Origin of the sequence: Collinsella sp. OF02-10, from assembly GCF_003463445.1 — a bacterium.
In the GTDB taxonomy this organism is placed as follows: Bacteria; Actinomycetota; Coriobacteriia; order Coriobacteriales; family Coriobacteriaceae; genus Collinsella.
The window spans coordinates 47,862-63,629 of the sequence record NZ_QSCW01000005.1; the positions used below are offsets into that span (position 1 = coordinate 47,862).

Consider the following 15,768-nt stretch of genomic DNA (forward strand, 5'->3'; position numbering starts at 1 on the left):
CATGGAAGGGGAAGTATCGTGAGCGATTGCAAGAGGGTTTACCGTTTTGGAACCGACGCCCAGGGCACCTGTGTCACTGAGGGCGACAAATCCATGAACTTCGTGCTTGGCGGCAAAGGCGCAAACCTTGCCGAGATGAGCCGCATCAGTCTGCCGGTTCCCGGTGGCTTTACCATTACCTGCCAGACCTGTGTCGAGTACTCCGGTGCCGGCAACGTCTGGCCCGAAGGCGCACTCGATGAGATCGTTGCCGCCGAGGCGGACCTCGAGGCCCGTTGCGGCAAGAAACTCGGCGATGCCTCCGATCCGCTGCTCGTGTCGGTTCGCTCGGGCGCTCCGTTCTCCATGCCCGGCATGATGGACACGGTCCTCAACCTGGGCCTCAACGACGATTCCGTCCAGGGCCTTATCGCCCAGACGCAAAACCCGCGCTTTGCCTGGGACAGCTACCGTCGCTTTATCCAGATGTTCTCCAACGTCGTCATGGGCGTCGACGCCGACCTATTCGAGAACGCTCTGACCCAGGCCCGCCTGGTCGCCGGCGTTCGCGTCGATTCCGAGCTTTCGGCCGAGGACCTGCAGGAGCTTGTCGAGACGTTCAAGGGTATTTTCTCCGATAACGTCGAGGCGACCCTGTATCCCGAGCTTGAGGTTGCCGACGGCAAGCCCGTCTTCCCGCATGATCCGGAGCTCCAGTTGCGCCTTGCCATCCAGGCCGTCTTTGGCAGCTGGATGAACGAGCGTGCCTGCATTTACCGCAAACAGCACGGCATTTCCGACGAGCTCGGCACCGCCGTCAACGTCCAGGCCATGGCCTTTGGCAACAAGGGCGAGACCTCTGCGACCGGCGTCGCCTTTACGCGCAACCCGGCCGACGGCACCAAGGAGTTCTATGGCGACTTTTTGGTGAATGCCCAGGGCGAGGACGTCGTCGCCGGCATCCGAAACACCGAGCCCATCGCCGACCTCAAGACCACCTCGGGCCTCGAGTCCGCAGGCGAGGAGCTCGAGCGCGTGTTCCTGACGCTCGAGGATCATTACCGCGATATGTGCGATATCGAGTTTACCATCGAGCAGGGCAAGCTCTGGATGCTCCAGACCCGCGTGGGCAAGCGCACCGCCACTGCCGCCCTGCGCATTGCTATCGAAATGGTCGAGGAGGGCCTCATCACCCGCGAGGAGGCTGTGAGCCGCATCGATCCCGCGCAGCTCGACCAGCTCCTGCACCCGCAGTTCGACGCCTCCAAGAAGTACGAGGCCCTGGCCAGCGGCCTTAACGCCAGCCCTGGTGCCGCCGTGGGCGAGGTCGTGTTCTCGAGTGATGACGCCGTCGCGCGCGCCAACGAGGGCCACAAGGTCATTCTGGTCCGCTGGGAGACCAACCCCGACGACCTGAAGGGCATGGTCGCCGCCGAGGGCATCCTGACCAGCCACGGTGGCAAGACGAGCCATGCCGCCGTTATCGCCCGCGGCATGGGTACGCCCTGCGTTTGCGGCGTTGAGCGCTTCCACATTGACGCGGCAGAGAAGGTCGTGCGCATCGAGGGCAGCGACCGCGTGCTGCGCGAGGGCGATGTCATCTCCATCGACGGCACCCAGGGTATCGTCGTCGACGGCGCGGTTGACCTGGTCTCTGCAGAGCTCACCGGCGACCTGGACACCATCCTGTCTTGGGCCGATGAGATCCGTTTGGACGAGACCGACGGTCACGCCAACCACGTGCGCGTCAACGCCGACAACCCCGAGGATGCCGAGCTCGCGCTCGAGTTTGGCGCCGAGGCCATCGGTCTATGCCGCACCGAGCACATGTTCCTGGGCGATCGCAAGAACATCATCCAGAGCTTCATCCTGTCCGACGACGAGGCCGTGAAGCAGCAGGCCCTGGCCGACCTGCTCAAGGTCCAGACCGAGGACTTCCTAGCCATGTTCAAGACCATGTCCGGTCGCGATGTGGTCGTTCGCCTGCTTGATCCGCCGCTGCACGAGTTCCTGGATAATCCTCGCGAGCTCGAGGTCGCCATCACCAAGAAGGAGGCCGCCGGCGCTCCCGAGGAGGAGCTCACTGCCCTGCGCGCCCGCCTACGTCGCATTGACGGCATGGTCGAGTCCAACCCCATGCTGGGCTTGCGCGGCGTGCGCCTGTCCGTCGTCTTTGGCGATCTGCCGCTCATGCAGGTCCGCGCCGTGGCCACGGCTGCTGCCCGCCTTATCAAGGATGGTGTCGACCCACGCCCCGAGATCATGGTTCCGCTCGTTTCCATCACGGCAGAGCATGTCCAGACCCGCGAGGTCATTGAGCGTGCCATCGCCGAGGTTTCCTCCGAGGAAGGTGTCGAGCTCAACATTCCCGTGGGCACGATGCTCGAGCTGCCGCGCGCCTGCATGGTCGCCGACGAGATCGCCCATCACGCAGATTTCTTCTGCTTTGGCACCAACGACCTCACCCAGACGACCTTCGGCTTCTCCCGCGACGATGCCGAGGCCAAGTTCATTCCGCTGTACCTGCACAAGAAGATCCTGAAGGACAACCCCTTCGAGACCATCGACACGGCGGTGCTGGAGCTCGTGCGCTTGGCCGTCGAGAAGGGCCGCGCCACCAATCCCGACATGCACTTTGGCGTGTGCGGCGAACACGGCGGCGACCCCAAGTCCATCAAGGGCCTGTTTAACGTGGCCGACGTGGACTATGTGTCCTGCTCGCCCTACCGCGTGCCCCTCGCGCGCCTAGCTGCCGCCCAGGCCAAGCTCGAGGCCAAGCGTTCCGCCTAGCGTTTAGCGTTTAGACGCCTAGCGTAGCCCCCCCTTCATACCGCCCGTCTCATTCGTGAAGCGGGCGGTTATCATGTGCGGGTTTTGTCTTTTTGTCTGCGCAAAAAATTGTTCTTGCAGCAGAAACCCGCGCGTGTATACTCGAATACGTTTGTTCAACTACGTGCCGGCCAAGGTGGTACGGCACCTCTAGAAGAGTAAGGAATTGCACATGGATTACATCCGCGCAATCGAGCGTCAGCAGATCCGCGAGGACATTCCTCAGGTTCGCGTCGCCGACAACGTCAAGGTTCACTACCGCATTAAGGAAGGCGACCGCGAGCGCATCCAGGTTTTCCAGGGCGACGTCATCCGCATGGCCGGCGCCGGTGCCCGCGAGACCTTCACCGTCCGCAAGATGTCCTTCGGTGTCGGTGTTGAGCGTACCTTCCCGCTTCACAGCCCCAAGATCGCCAAGCTCGAGGTCGTTCGCCATGGTCGCGTCCGTCGCGCCAAGCTGTACTACCTCCGCGACAAGGTGGGCAAGGCTGCTCGCATCCCCGAGAAGCGCTAAGAAGATCGCAGCGTCTGTCCACTCGTTTGGACACGAGGGTCACCTTCGGGTGGCCCTTCTTTTTATCTGATTTGCATGCAAGGAGGGTCTGGTATGGCCAACATGACGAGCTCGGTTTCGGCATCGCAGGTTGCCGGCGAGCTGGCGAGCGCCACGTTCGAGGAGATTCCCGCCCTCGTGGAGCATTATCGCGAGGACCCGCGCCAGCAGGTGATCAAGGCTTGCGAGCGTGCTCTTAAGCGCCATGCCAAGGAACTTGCCGAGCGCGAGCGCGTCAATGACATGTACGAGCTTATGCATGAGCTTGGCGGCGATGGGGTGGTCGTTGGTGTCGACGAGGTAGGTCGCGGATCGGTGGCCGGCCCTTTGACGGTATGCGCCGTCTGTCTTCCTATGGAGCCGCGCGTCTGGGGTATCAACGATTCCAAAAAGCTCACGCCCGCGCGCCGCGAGTTGCTCTCGGTGAAGATAGCCGAGGTGGCGACTGCCATCGGCTTTTGCCATATCGCGCCGAAGGATATCGATGAGATGGGCATGGCCCGTGCTATCCGTACTGCCGTTGCGGGCGCCGTGGCCGATACGGGACTTGAACCCGACCGCGTCCTCATGGATGGCAACCCCTTGGGCGCCGTTCCTAACGAGCGCGATGTGGTGAAGGGCGATGCCAAAATCGCCTGCATCGCCGCGGCGTCCATCATGGCCAAGGTCACGCGTGACGAGATGATGGTCGAGTACGACGCCGAGTATCCCGAGTACCATCTGGCCGAGTCGAAGGGCTATGCAAGCCCCGAGCATATCGAGGCCATTCGCAAACATGGACTTTGTCCACTGCACCGCGTGAGCTTTTGCGGAAACTTTCTGCAGACTGAGCGCCTTTTCTAGGTCAATTGTGGAGACAGGGACCTCAGGGGTTTTATAAACCTGCTGGTAGCGGGCCGTATGCAACACCATTGCTGCGTACGGCCCGTTTTTTGACGGCATTTGGTCAGCTTTTGGTTTGCTTCCGGTACTTACCCGCATGAAAGGTGCCCTCATCATCGGGGCAATGCAGTGTGCGGGAAAGGAGACCCCATGAGTGCCGCAAGCAAAAAGAGCAAGACGCAGCAACTCAAGGAGCGTTGGGAAAACGGCGAGCTCGACTGTGGGGCGATGACGCCCGACTTTATCAAGGGACTCAGTCCCCGCGAGCTGGGCATGCTGGGCGAGCTGATCACCATCGACTACTTTAACGAGCGCGGCTACACCTTGCTGGAGCAGGGTTATCGTTGCACCGAGGGCGAGGCCGATCTGGTGCTGCTCGATGAGCTCGACGATGTCGTGGTGATGGCCGAGGTCAAAACCAGACGAGTTGCACTGGATTGCAGCACGCGGGTCTTTCCCGAGGAGGCCGTGGACGCCCAAAAGCAACGCCGCTACCGCCGCATCGCAAGTTGCTACCTCATGGAGCATTATCCGCTCAAGGCGATTCGCTTCGATGCCGTGGGCGTCACCATTCGTGGCGGGCATATCGCCGAGATCGAGCATCAGTACAACGCGTTCGATTGGCAGGTGTCGTGATGGCGTTCGAGACGTTTGCCGTTCACGCGGCCTGCATCCGCGGCGTCGAGGCGATTCACGTCACGGTCGAGGTCTCGCTTGCCGGTGGCGTTCCGGGCATCCAGATGCTCGGCATTCCGAGCATGGAGGTGATGGAGTCACGCGGTCGTATTCGCTGCGCGATGCGCTCCGCCGGGTTCGAGATCCCGCGCTCGGGCATTACGGTCAATCTGGCGCCTGGCGATATTCGCAAGACCGGTAGCGGCTTTGATCTGCCCATCGCCATCGCGGTATTGGCGGCCGATGGTCAGATTCCCCGCGACAACCTCGATCGTTGTCTTATCGCTGGTGAGCTTGGCTTGGACGGTACGGTGCTTCCTGTCAAGGGCGAGGTGGCGTTTCAGCTATTGGCGCGTGATATGGGGCTGTCCTTTATCGCCGGCAGGTCCGATCAGCATGTGCCGCTTGCGGGCGTGGATTGTGGATTCATCGATCATTTGTCTCAGCTTGCCCATGGCATGGGCGATGCCGCGCGGCACTACTTGGATTCTGAAGTGCTCGAGGCGACCTTTGAGCCCGAGCTCGACTATGCCGACGTACTGGGGCAGGAGGTCGCCAAGCGCGGCATGGCGCTTGCGGCGGCAGGAGAACTCGGCTTGCTCATGATCGGGTCCCCGGGATCGGGCAAGACGATGCTCGCGCGTCGTATGACCGGCATCCTGCCCGAGCTTTCCGTTGAGGATCAACAGGAGGCGCTGTGCATCCATTCGGTTTTGGGTGAGAACATTGATGGCTTGTTGGCGGGGCACCGGCCCTTCCGCAGTCCCCATCACAGTATTTCGACCGCAGGTCTTATCGGCGGTGGGCGCCCGGTGCACCCGGGTGAGATCAGCCTTGCTCATGGCGGCGTGCTCTTTTTGGACGAGCTTGCTGAGTTTCCCACGGGTGTGCTGCAGACGCTGCGTCAGCCCATCGAACGCGGCTACGTCAGGATCGTACGCGTCGACGGGGCTTTTACCTTCCCGTCGCGCTTTCAGCTGCTGGCTGCGAGCAATCCCTGCCCCTGCGGCTTTTTGGGCGATCGTGAGGTACCGTGTCGCTGCTCGGCGGCGATGGTCGAGCGCTATCGGTCTAAACTGCGCGGTCCTTTGGCCGACCGTATCGACATGATGATCGATGTGACCCGTCCCGACCCTCAGGTGATTATCGAGGGCGCGGAGGGTATGTCGTCAGCTGAGTTACGTGACTACGTTGTGCGCGGTCGTGCTTTTCGCGCTTGGCGCGAATCCCGTATGGACGATGCTGATGCCGAGGCCGAGGATGACGAGACACGGTCCATTGACGGCGTCGTTTCGACCTTTGAGCTCGATGATGCGGCGGAGAAGTGTGTGCTCGGCCTGTCGAAGCGCACGCATCTCACGGGCCGCGGCATCGTGCGCCTGGTGCGTATCGCGCGTACCATCGCCGACGTCGCCGAGAGCGAGCAAGTGACGCAGGACCACGTGCTCGAGGCGGCGATGTACCAGGGAAGGAGGGACCAATGATGGCCGAGGGGACCTTCGAGCTGCATCCAGGTGACGCGTTGTATCCCGAGACCGTTTTGGAGCTTTCTGATGTGCCCCAGACACTCTATGTGCGCGGCAACCCCGAGGTGCTTTCGACGCCCGCGCTCTCCATCATCGGCGCGCGCAAGGCCTCTCCGTATGGTCTTGCCGTGGCAGAGCTTGCGGCAAAGGTTGCGGTCGAGGCGGGCGTGACGGTAGTTTCGGGCGGCGCGGTCGGTTGTGACCAGGCCTCGGGTTGGGCTGCGGTCAATGCCGGCGGCAAACACGTCGTGGTGCTGGGGACGGGCGCCGACGTGGTCTACCCGCGTTCGAGCGCGGGGCTTATTACGCGCACGCTCGATACGGGTGGCGCGGTCGTGTCGATCTCTCCGTGGGGCATGGGTCCGCGCAAGTTTGCCTTTCCGCGCCGCAATCGCGTAATCGCGGCCCTGTCGCAAGCCCTCTTTGTATCCGAGGCGGGTATGCCTTCCGGGACGTTTTCTACAGCCGAGGCTGCTATGGATTTGGGGCGAGAACTTCTTGCCGTGCCAGGGTCGATCCTATCGCCCGAGTCGCGTGGCACGAATTACCTCATTGCGAACGGTGCCTGCTGCATCATCGACGAGGAATCTATCGAGATGGCTATTTCACGCATCTACGGCACCCTGCGCTACTCGCGCCCCGATGCTCCCGGCATTGCCGACCTGGATCAAACACAGCAGACCGTGATGCATGCGCTCATCGCCTCTCCGCTCAAGGTCGACGACATCGCGGCGCTCGTCTCGCTCGATGCCGTCGGCGTACTCAAACTCCTGGGTTCGCTTGAGCTCGAGGGTCTTATCGAGCGCATGATGGATGGAAGGTATGCGCCCTCCAAGTTTGCCCTTCACGCTCAGACACCCTTCGGTCACAATGGAAAACATGTCAATTAGAAAGGTGTTTGCAGATGCTGTTTGATCAGGTGACGGTTATCGGTGGCGGTCTGGCGGGTTCGGAGTGCGCGATTCAGCTGGCAGATCGCGGGTTCGCCGTAAAGCTGTGCGAGATGCGCCCCCAGGTTAGCTCCCCGGCCCACCATACCGATCACCTGGCAGAGCTCGTCTGTTCCAATTCGTTTAAGTCGACCCGTCCGGATTCCGCGGCTGGATTGCTGAAGGCCGAGCTTGAGCGCATGGGTTCAGTCCTGCTCGATTGCGCCCATCGCGCGGCTGTTCCCGCCGGTGGCGCCTTGGCGGTCGACCGCGTCAAGTTTTCCGAGTTTGTCGAGGCCGAGGTTGCCGCCCGTCCCAATATCGAGATCATTCACGGCGAGGTCACGCAGATTCCCGAAGGTCACGTGGTCATTGCCGCTGGCCCCTTGTGCTCGCCGGCGCTGAGCGAAGAGGTCATGAAGCTCGTCGGTGGCGACGCCCTTGCGTTCTTCGATGCCGCGGCGCCGATCGTCGATGCCTCCACGCTCGATATGGACGTGCTGTTCTCGCAGTCGCGCTACGAGGAGCAGGGGAGCGGCGACTATCTCAACGCTCCGCTCAACAAGGAAGAGTACGAGGCCTTTATCGAGGCGCTTACCACGGCCGACCGCGTGGTGCTCAAGGACTTTGAGGGCGGCGATCTGTTCCAGGCCTGCCAGCCTGCCGAGGAAGTTGCGCGCACCGGCAAGGACGCCATTCGCTTTGGCGCCATGAAGCCCGTCGGCCTCACCGACCCGCGAACCGGTCGTCGTCCCTGGGCGGCGATTCAGCTGCGTGCCGAGAACAAGGAGAAGACCGCCTATAACCTGGTGGGCTTCCAGACCAACCTGACCTTTGGCGAACAGAAGCGCGTCTTCCATATGGTGCCGGGCCTGGAGAACGCTGAGTTCTTCCGCTACGGTGTCATGCACCGCAATACCTTTGTCGATGCGCCGCACGTGCTCGATGGCACCTTTGCCGTGCCTGGTACCGGCGTGCGCCTGGCCGGTCAGATCACCGGCACCGAGGGGTACATGGAAGCCGTGGCGACAGGTCTGCTCGCGGCACTCAACACCTATGCCGAGGCTGTCGGGGCCGCTCCCATCGAGCTGCCGCGCGTGGGTGCTTTGGGCGCGCTCGTGGGCTATGCTACCGATCCGGCCACGGTGGGCTATCAGCCTATGCATGTCAACTTTGGCCTGGTGCCGCCACTCGAGGATGGTAAGCGCCGCAGCAAGCGCGACCGCTACCAGGCCTATGCGGACCGTGCGCTCGAGGCCCTTGATGCCTATCTGGCCACTCGCCCCGATCTGTTTGGAGGCGACCGGTCATAGCCTTTGACCTGTACGACACCGTCGACTCGTTTATCGCCTATATCGCACGTGTCGAGGGGCTTTCTCCCAATACGGTGACGGCCTATGGCTCGAGGCTGGAGCGCTTTGCTGCCTGGTGCGAGCGCGAGGATATCGATGCTTTCGCTGCCGACGTGCGCACCATTCGTCGCTATCTTGCCGAGCTTTCGCGTGAGCAGGTGGCTCCCCGAACGCTTGCGGCGCATCTGTCGGCTATCCGATCGCTCTATCGATGGATGGCTGCCGAGGGGGTCGTGGAGGGCGATGTGGTCTCGGCAATTTCCTCGCCCAAGCTTCCGCGCGATCTACCCGGTGTGCTGACGACCCAACAGGTGGAGGCGCTGCTCAAGACGCCTGATACCTCTACACCCGCGGGACTGCGCGATGCGGCGATGCTCGAGCTGCTCTATGCCTCGGGCGCCCGTATCTCTGAGCTCGCAGCACTCAATGTGGAGTCCATTGCGTGGTCCGAACGCACGCTGCGCCTGTGGGGCAAGGGGAGCAAAGAACGTATCGTCCCTCTGTATCGTCGTGCGCTCGAGGCGACGCGTCTCTATATTGAGGAGGGAAGGCCGGAGTTGCTCGCTCAGGCAAAGCGTCGTGACCCCGTTACCGGGCCGCATCCGCTGCTTATATCGGCGCGCGGTAATCGCATGAGTGCCGCCATGCTCAGGCGGCGGTTTCATACGCTGGCGACGCTCGCCGGCATGCCTGCCGACATCGCCCCGCATGCGATGCGCCATACCTTTGCGACCGACTTGCTCGAGGGCGGTGCGGACCTGCGCTCGGTTCAAGAGCTGCTGGGCCATGCGAGCCTGTCCACGACGCAGATCTACACGCATCTCACACCCGATCGGCTTAAGCGGGCTGTGGCTCAAGCCCATCCCCGCGGCGAATAGTGGCTGGGACGTCCCGCGCCGCGCTCAGGTGTGTGGTTTTGATTGCGGGTTGGCAGGAAGATGCATTCCTGCTATCATTCATCGGGTTGCTTCACGGCAACAGGTTTTTATCACGCACGCGCGGCTACTTCATACCGTGGTGCCCGGGCTTTGGTAGCACATGTCCGGGTTGGTTTTGGAGGATGACCCCGCGCGGAGGCAAACCACAGGAGGTTTAACATGGCTACCAAGATTAATATCCGCACCCTGCTCGAGGCCGGCTGCCACTTCGGTCACCAGACCCGTCGCTGGAACCCCAAGATGAAGCCGTTCATCTTCGGTGAGCGCAACGGCATCTACATCCTCGACCTTAAGCAGACCATCCTCGACGCCGACCAGGCCTACACCTTCGTCAAGAACGTCGCCAAGGGCGGCAACGTGCTGTTCGTCGGCACCAAGAAGCAGGCTCAGGAGGCCGTCAAGAACGCTGCTGAGCGCGCTAATATGCCCTACATCAACCAGCGTTGGCTCGGCGGTATGCTGACCAACTTCGTCACCATCCGCTCCCGCATCAACCGCATGGAGGAGCTCGAGGCCATGGTCGAGGACGGCCGCATGGCAGTGCTCCCCAAGAAGGAGCAGGCTGTGCTCGGCAAGGAGCTCACCAAGCTCCAGACCAACCTCGGTGGCGCCCGCGACATGAAGGGTCTGCCCCAGGCTCTCTTCGTCATCGACACTAAGCGCGAGGAGAACGCCATCAAGGAGGCTCAGCGCCTGAACATCCCCGTCGTCGCTCTGATCGACACCAACTCCGATCCCGACGAGGTCGAGTACGGCATCCCCTGCAACGATGACGCTATCTCCGCTGTCACCCTTATGTGCGAGCTCATGGCTGACGCCTGCCTCGCTGGCTCCGGCAAGGAGCAGGTCTCCGAGGCCGAGATGGCCGCTGAGCCCAAGGCCGAGTAAATCAGTCTTAGTTAATTCTTTTTCATCTCTTTGAAAGGAACCACAATGGCCCAGATTACCGCCGCTATGGTCAAGCAGCTCCGCGAGATGACCGACTCCCCGATGATGGAGTGCAAGAAGGCTCTCGTCGAGGCTGACGGCGACATGGACGCCGCTGTCGACGTTCTGCGTAAGAACGGCCTTGCCAAGGCTGCCAAGAAGGCTGGCCGTGAGACCAACGAGGGCGCTGTCGCCGCGTTCGTCTCCGAGGATGGCAAGACCGGCGCTCTGCTCGAGCTCTCCTGCGAGACCGACTTCGTTGGCTCCAACGCCAAGTTCACCGGCTTTGCTTCCAAGGTCGCCGAGGTTGTCGCTACCACCGAGCCTGCTGACGTCGACGCTCTGCTCGAGAAGCCGATGGGCGAGGAGACCGTTTCCTCCGAGCTCACCGAGATGATTCACATCATGGGCGAGAACATGAAGATCTCCCGTTTCGCCGCCCGCAAGGCCGAGAACGGCGCGCTCGCTTCTTACATCCACATGGGTGGTAAGATCGGCGTCCTCGTCGAGTTCGCCTTCGAGAAGGCCGAGACCGCTCAGGCTGAGTCCTTCAAGACCTTCGCTCACGACGTTGCCCTTCAGGTTGCCGCCGTCGCCCCGATCTGCGCCACCCGCGATCAGGTTCCGGCCGAGACCGTCGAGCACGAGAAGCAGATCTACATGGCTCAGGCTGCCGAGTCCGGCAAGCCCGAGGCCATCCAGGAGAAGATGGCTGTCGGCCGTCTGGAGAAGTTCTACAAGCAGTCCGTGCTCACCGAGCAGGAGTTCATCAAGGACAGCTCCCTCACCATCAAGAAGTACGCTGAGCAGGTCTCCAAGGAGCTCGGCGACACCATTACCGTCGTTGCCTTTGACCGTCTGGTCCGTGGCGAGTAAATAAGCTCTTGTAGCTGGTAATGAGCAGGCTGTGGGTTTTACTCACAGCCTGCTTTTTCATGGCTCTTCTTAGAGCCTTTGATATCATATTGAGAGTCTAATTAAAGGAGGATCGCTTTGTCCGACATCCGATATAAACGCGTGCTTCTTAAGCTTTCCGGCGAAGCACTGATGGGCGACGGCCAATATGGCATTGACCCCAAGGTTACCGACCATCTTGCCAAGCAGGTCAAGGAGCTGCTCGCCGTTGGCCATGAGGTCGGCGTCGTTGTCGGCGGCGGCAATATTTTCCGCGGCATGGCAGGCGCTGCCGGTGGCATGGAGCGTGCTCAGGCCGACTACATGGGCATGCTGGCAACCGTTATGAACGCGCTCGCCCTGCAGGATGCCTTCGAGCATAACGATGTTCCCTGCCGCGTGATGAGCGCTATCCAGATGAACGAGATCTGCGAGCCCTATATTCGCCGTCGCGCTATCAACCACCTTTCCAAGGGCAACGTTGTTATTTTTGCCGCCGGTTCGGGTAATCCGTACTTTACGACCGACACCGCCGCGGCTCTTCGTGCGTGCGAGATCGGCGCCGAGATTCTGATTAAAGCCACCAAGGTTGACGGCATCTACGACAAGGATCCCGTCAAGTGCGCCGATGCCGTCCGTTTTGACAAGATTACCTATCACGAGGTTCTCGTTCGCGGCCTGCAGGTTATGGATTCCACGGCTACGGCTCTGTGCCAGGATAACCGTATGCCTATTTTGGTCCTCAACATCGATGGCGAGGACACCGTCAAGCGCGCGCTCGCGGGTGAGCCCGTCGGCACGCTCGTCTATCAGGAGGATTAAGCATGGCAGAGAACATCACCGCCCATATGGACAAGTCGCTCGAGTCCCTCAAGCATAACTTCTCCAAGGTTCGTACCGGCCGCGCCAATGCCAACATTCTGTCCGACATCACCGTCGATTATTACGGTGTTCCCACGCCGGTCACGCAGGTTGCCGCCGTCAAGACCCCCGAGGCCCACATGCTGCTCATCGAGCCGTGGGACAAGGCGCTCATCAATGCTATCGTCAAGGCCATCGGCGCTTCCGATCTGGGTATTACCCCCAACTCCGATGGCACCGTCGTTCGTCTTCCGTTCCCGGCTCCCACTGAGGAGCGCCGTCGCGAGCTCGTCAAGGAGTGCCGCGAGTACGCCGAGCAGGCCAAGGTGTCTATCCGTAACATCCGTCGCGACTTTAACAACAAGCTCGAGCGCGATGAGGAGCTCACCGAGGACGATGTCCGTCGCGAGCAGGCCAAGGTCCAGAAGCACACCGATGAGTATGTCGCCAAGGTCGAGGAGCTTCTGAAGGAAAAAGAAGCCGAGGTCATGGAGATCTAAGGTGCAATACGACGAGCATAAACTGGTCGAGTACTTTGCCGACGCCCCTGCGGGCGTCGGTTTTTCCGACCTTGACCTCAATAACATTCCGCACCATATCTCGTGCATCATGGACGGCAACGGTCGTTGGGCCACGTCGCGCGGTCTTGCGCGCACTGAGGGCCACAAGGCGGGTATCGTCTCCCTTCGCGAGATCATTACCGCCTGCGTGCGCCTGGGCGTCGACGTGCTTTCTGCCTATGCGTTTTCTACCGAAAACTGGAACCGTCCGCAGCATGAGGTAAACGTCTTGATGCATCTGTTTGCCAAGACGTTTATCGACGAGCTGCCGCTTCTGAAGCGCGAAAATGTGCGCGTTGTCTTTTTGGGTGACATTTCCGCGCTGCCCAAGAAGACCCGCGACGTTTTTGAACGCGGTCTTGCCGAGTGCGCCGATCACACCGGTATGACGCTGGCGCTTGCCGTCAACTACGGCGCGCGTGCCGAGATTACCCGCGCTGTCCGTCAAATCGCACTCGACACTGCCGCCGGTAAGATCGATCCTGCCGCAATTGATGACGACATGGTGGCTTCCCACCTCTATACCGCCGGCCTTCCCGATCCTGAGCTTGTGATTCGCACTTCTGGTGAGCTGCGCCTTTCGAACTATCTGCTGTGGCAGGTGGCTTATTCCGAATTCTACGTCACCGATACCTATTGGCCCGACTTTGATCGTTGGGGCCTTGTCGACGCCATTTTGGCCTATCAGGGCCGTGACCGTAGGTTTGGTGGACTGAGCAAGACCGAGGAGGCTTAATCGTGTCCGATCGTCCCAAGGCATCTGCTCCCAAGACGCCAGTTTCCGCGGCGCCTGCGCGCAAGGCTGCCGCTGCGGGAGCACCTGCAGCAAAGAGCGGCACCGGTTCGTGGCTGGCGGGCTTTATTACCCGTGCCGCCGCCGGTATCGTCTACGCCGTTGTCTTTATCCTGTGCCTGGTTTTGGGTATCGTGCCCACGGCCATCTTTGTTTCTGTCATGAGCGGTCTGTGCTGCTATGAGTTTTTCCGTATGACAAGGCTCGATGGCAAGATGGCTAACGAGCGCATGGGTATCGCTGCCGCCGTACTCTTTCCGCTGTCGGCGTTGGGCGATTCGATGTTGCTGAATGCCCTGCTTTTTGCCTTGATGCTCGCTGTGGGCATTTGGTATGTCTGGTCGCCGCGTACCCGCATCTCTGATGTGGCCGTGACGCTCATGGGTCCCATCTACACTGGCTTTATGCTGTCGGCTATCGTGCTGCTGCGCGATGCCGTGCCCGGTTTTGCCGGCGCCCTGCTTTCAGTGGGCGTTTGCGCGTCCCTTTGGGTCTCCGATTCGTTTGCCTACATCGTGGGCAGCCGTATCGGCAAGCACAAGATGGTTCCCAAGATCTCCCCCAAAAAGAGCTGGGAGGGGTTTGCCGGCGGCATCTTGGGCTCGGTTTTGATTTGGCTCATCCTGTGGGCGACGCACTTCTACAAGCTCAGCCTGCCCTATGCGCTGCTGTGCGGCGTGGTCGTGTCCATTCTGGGCGTTATCGGCGACCTTATCGAGTCGCGCATCAAGCGCGGTGTGGGCGTCAAGGATTCCGGCAACCTTATCCCGGGCCACGGCGGAATGCTCGATCGTAGCGATTCGCTTATCTTCGGTTGCATCACCGCACAGCTGTTGCTGATGATCGGAGGCGTGCTGTAATGTCCTTCCAGACGACGTATGGCCCCGATGGACGCCTTCGCGTTGCCATCCTGGGTTGTACGGGCTCTATCGGCACGCAGGCACTCGATGTATGCCGTAGGCATGCCGATCGCCTGCAGGTGACGGCGCTGTCCGTTAATTCCAGCACCTCGGAGCTCGTTGCCGCTGCCCGCGAGTTCTCGGTTCCGGCGGTTGCCGTTGCCGATGTCGCTCATGGCGATGACGCCGTGCTGCAGGAGTTGCCCGAGGGCACACAGCTCGGCGTTGGCGCGCAGGCGGTTTGCGAACTCGCGCGTCGCGACGATGTCGACTGCGTGCTCGTCGCTATTGTGGGCGCCGCCGGTCTCGAGGCGAGCCATGCGGCCTTGACCTCGAATAAGCGCCTTGCTCTTGCCAACAAGGAGTCCCTCGTCGTCGGTGGCGACTTGCTTATGCCGTTGGCGCAACCGGGCCAGCTTATTCCGGTCGACTCTGAGCATTCCGCCATCTACCAGTGCTATCTGGGGGAGAACCCGCGCGAGGCCCACTGCATTTGGCTCACCTGCTCGGGCGGTCCGTTCTTTGGCCGCACGCGCGACGAGCTCGATCGCGTGACGCGTGCCGATGCCCTCGCGCATCCCACGTGGGCCATGGGTGCCAAGATCACCATTGACTCCGCCACCCTCATGAACAAGGGCCTGGAGCGCATTGAGGCCATGCATCTGTTTAACTGCGACCTCGATTTCATTAACGTGGTCGTGCAGCGTCAGTCCAAGATTCACTCTATGGTCGAGTTCGCCGACGGCTCCGTGATGGCGCATCTCGGTGCATCCGACATGCGTATTCCCATCCAGTTCGCGTTCTCGTATCCCGAGCGTTGGGATACTCCGGCGCCTCGTATCGATTTCCGCGAGCTGGGGCAGCTCACGTTTGATGCTGCCGACATGGATACCTTCCGCTGTCTGGCACTGGCCGAGCGTGCCGGCAAGACGGGTGGCACCATGCCGTGCGTGCTCAATGCCGCCAACGAGGTCGCCGTCGATGCCTTCCTGCACGATGGCTGCAGCTTTACCGATATCGATCGCATTGTGGAATCCTGCATGGACGCCCACGATATGCAGGTGGTCGATTCGTTTGAGCAGCTTCGCGACATCGATGCGTGGGTGCGTGAAAAGGCTGCGCAGGTGCTCGCCGCAACCCGTTCCTAACCCATAAGGATTGCTTTTTCGTT

The 15,768-nt window shown here is 61.2% G+C and carries 15 protein-coding genes; all 15 read left to right on the forward strand.

The features are described 5' to 3' along the window. Positions 1-18: 18 nt before the first annotated feature. The 15 genes from ppdK to dxr all read left to right on the forward strand — a co-directional run bounded on the left by ppdK (position 19) and on the right by dxr (position 15,745). Entirely contained in the window at positions 19-2,769 is a 2,751-nt protein-coding gene (ppdK, locus tag DXA43_RS03840) for a pyruvate, phosphate dikinase (RefSeq protein ID WP_117806305.1), read from the forward strand. 211 nt (positions 2,770-2,980) lie between these two features. Then, positions 2,981-3,322 carry a 50S ribosomal protein L19 gene (gene rplS, locus DXA43_RS03845; protein WP_006236098.1) on the forward strand — a complete coding sequence of 114 codons (342 nt, stop codon included), beginning with the start codon at positions 2,981-2,983 and terminating at the stop codon, positions 3,320-3,322. Positions 3,323-3,415: 93 nt separating this feature from the next. Further along, a complete protein-coding gene (locus DXA43_RS03850; protein WP_117806306.1) occupies positions 3,416-4,204 on the forward strand; it encodes a ribonuclease HII in 789 nt (262 codons plus the stop codon). A gap of 189 nt (positions 4,205-4,393) precedes the next feature. Further along, a complete protein-coding gene (locus DXA43_RS03855; protein ID WP_117766661.1) occupies positions 4,394-4,879 on the forward strand; it encodes a YraN family protein in 486 nt (161 codons plus the stop codon). Next, positions 4,879-6,402 carry a YifB family Mg chelatase-like AAA ATPase gene (locus DXA43_RS03860; RefSeq protein WP_117766659.1) on the forward strand — a complete coding sequence of 508 codons (1,524 nt, stop codon included), beginning with the start codon at positions 4,879-4,881 and terminating at the stop codon, positions 6,400-6,402. Before DXA43_RS03855 ends, DXA43_RS03860 begins: the two co-directional genes overlap by 1 nt. Further along, complete coding sequence (locus DXA43_RS03865) at positions 6,399-7,334, forward strand: DNA-processing protein DprA (RefSeq protein WP_334202454.1); 936 nt, start codon at positions 6,399-6,401, stop codon at positions 7,332-7,334. The genes DXA43_RS03860 and DXA43_RS03865 overlap by 4 nt, the downstream gene beginning before the upstream one ends. Before the next feature lie 14 nt (positions 7,335-7,348). Further along, positions 7,349-8,686 carry a methylenetetrahydrofolate--tRNA-(uracil(54)-C(5))-methyltransferase (FADH(2)-oxidizing) TrmFO gene (gene trmFO, locus DXA43_RS03870; RefSeq protein WP_117806307.1) on the forward strand — a complete coding sequence of 446 codons (1,338 nt, stop codon included), beginning with the start codon at positions 7,349-7,351 and terminating at the stop codon, positions 8,684-8,686. 8 nt (positions 8,687-8,694) lie between these two features. Then, positions 8,695-9,603, forward strand: a complete 909-nt coding sequence (locus DXA43_RS03875; RefSeq protein WP_334202455.1) for a tyrosine recombinase XerC — start codon at positions 8,695-8,697, stop codon at positions 9,601-9,603. A gap of 219 nt (positions 9,604-9,822) precedes the next feature. Continuing rightward, the gene (gene rpsB, locus DXA43_RS03880) at positions 9,823-10,551 is read left to right on the forward strand and encodes a 30S ribosomal protein S2 (protein WP_006236109.1); all 729 of its coding nucleotides are present in this window, start codon (positions 9,823-9,825) and stop codon (positions 10,549-10,551) included. A gap of 45 nt (positions 10,552-10,596) precedes the next feature. Further along, the gene (gene tsf / locus DXA43_RS03885; protein ID WP_022094736.1) at positions 10,597-11,466 is read left to right on the forward strand and encodes a translation elongation factor Ts; all 870 of its coding nucleotides are present in this window, start codon (positions 10,597-10,599) and stop codon (positions 11,464-11,466) included. Positions 11,467-11,583: 117 nt separating this feature from the next. Further along, positions 11,584-12,306 carry a UMP kinase gene (gene pyrH / locus DXA43_RS03890; RefSeq protein WP_040359955.1) on the forward strand — a complete coding sequence of 241 codons (723 nt, stop codon included), beginning with the start codon at positions 11,584-11,586 and terminating at the stop codon, positions 12,304-12,306. Positions 12,307-12,308: 2 nt separating this feature from the next. Further along, positions 12,309-12,845, forward strand: a complete 537-nt coding sequence (gene frr, locus DXA43_RS03895) for a ribosome recycling factor (RefSeq protein WP_006236112.1) — start codon at positions 12,309-12,311, stop codon at positions 12,843-12,845. Position 12,846: 1 nt separating this feature from the next. After that, complete coding sequence (locus tag DXA43_RS03900; protein ID WP_117776218.1) at positions 12,847-13,641, forward strand: isoprenyl transferase; 795 nt, start codon at positions 12,847-12,849, stop codon at positions 13,639-13,641. A 2-nt stretch (positions 13,642-13,643) separates the two neighbouring features. Continuing rightward, entirely contained in the window at positions 13,644-14,558 is a 915-nt protein-coding gene (locus tag DXA43_RS03905) for a phosphatidate cytidylyltransferase (protein ID WP_233502990.1), read from the forward strand. After that, positions 14,558-15,745, forward strand: a complete 1,188-nt coding sequence (dxr, locus tag DXA43_RS03910; protein ID WP_117806308.1) for a 1-deoxy-D-xylulose-5-phosphate reductoisomerase — start codon at positions 14,558-14,560, stop codon at positions 15,743-15,745. Before DXA43_RS03905 ends, dxr begins: the two co-directional genes overlap by 1 nt. Positions 15,746-15,768 lie beyond the last annotated feature (23 nt).

Coding starts and splice junctions, on each gene's coding strand:
- tsf (WP_022094736.1), top strand. CDS start 10,597: ATGGCCCAGATTACCGCCGCTATGGTCAAGCAGCTCCGCGAGATGACC.
- DXA43_RS03860 (WP_117766659.1), top strand. CDS start 4,879: ATGGCGTTCGAGACGTTTGCCGTTCACGCGGCCTGCATCCGCGGCGTC.
- DXA43_RS03865 (WP_334202454.1), top strand. CDS start 6,399: ATGATGGCCGAGGGGACCTTCGAGCTGCATCCAGGTGACGCGTTGTAT.
- trmFO (WP_117806307.1), top strand. CDS start 7,349: ATGCTGTTTGATCAGGTGACGGTTATCGGTGGCGGTCTGGCGGGTTCG.
- rplS (WP_006236098.1), top strand. CDS start 2,981: ATGGATTACATCCGCGCAATCGAGCGTCAGCAGATCCGCGAGGACATT.
- DXA43_RS03855 (WP_117766661.1), top strand. CDS start 4,394: ATGAGTGCCGCAAGCAAAAAGAGCAAGACGCAGCAACTCAAGGAGCGT.
- rpsB (WP_006236109.1), top strand. CDS start 9,823: ATGGCTACCAAGATTAATATCCGCACCCTGCTCGAGGCCGGCTGCCAC.
- DXA43_RS03850 (WP_117806306.1), top strand. CDS start 3,416: ATGGCCAACATGACGAGCTCGGTTTCGGCATCGCAGGTTGCCGGCGAG.
- dxr (WP_117806308.1), top strand. CDS start 14,558: ATGTCCTTCCAGACGACGTATGGCCCCGATGGACGCCTTCGCGTTGCC.
- frr (WP_006236112.1), top strand. CDS start 12,309: ATGGCAGAGAACATCACCGCCCATATGGACAAGTCGCTCGAGTCCCTC.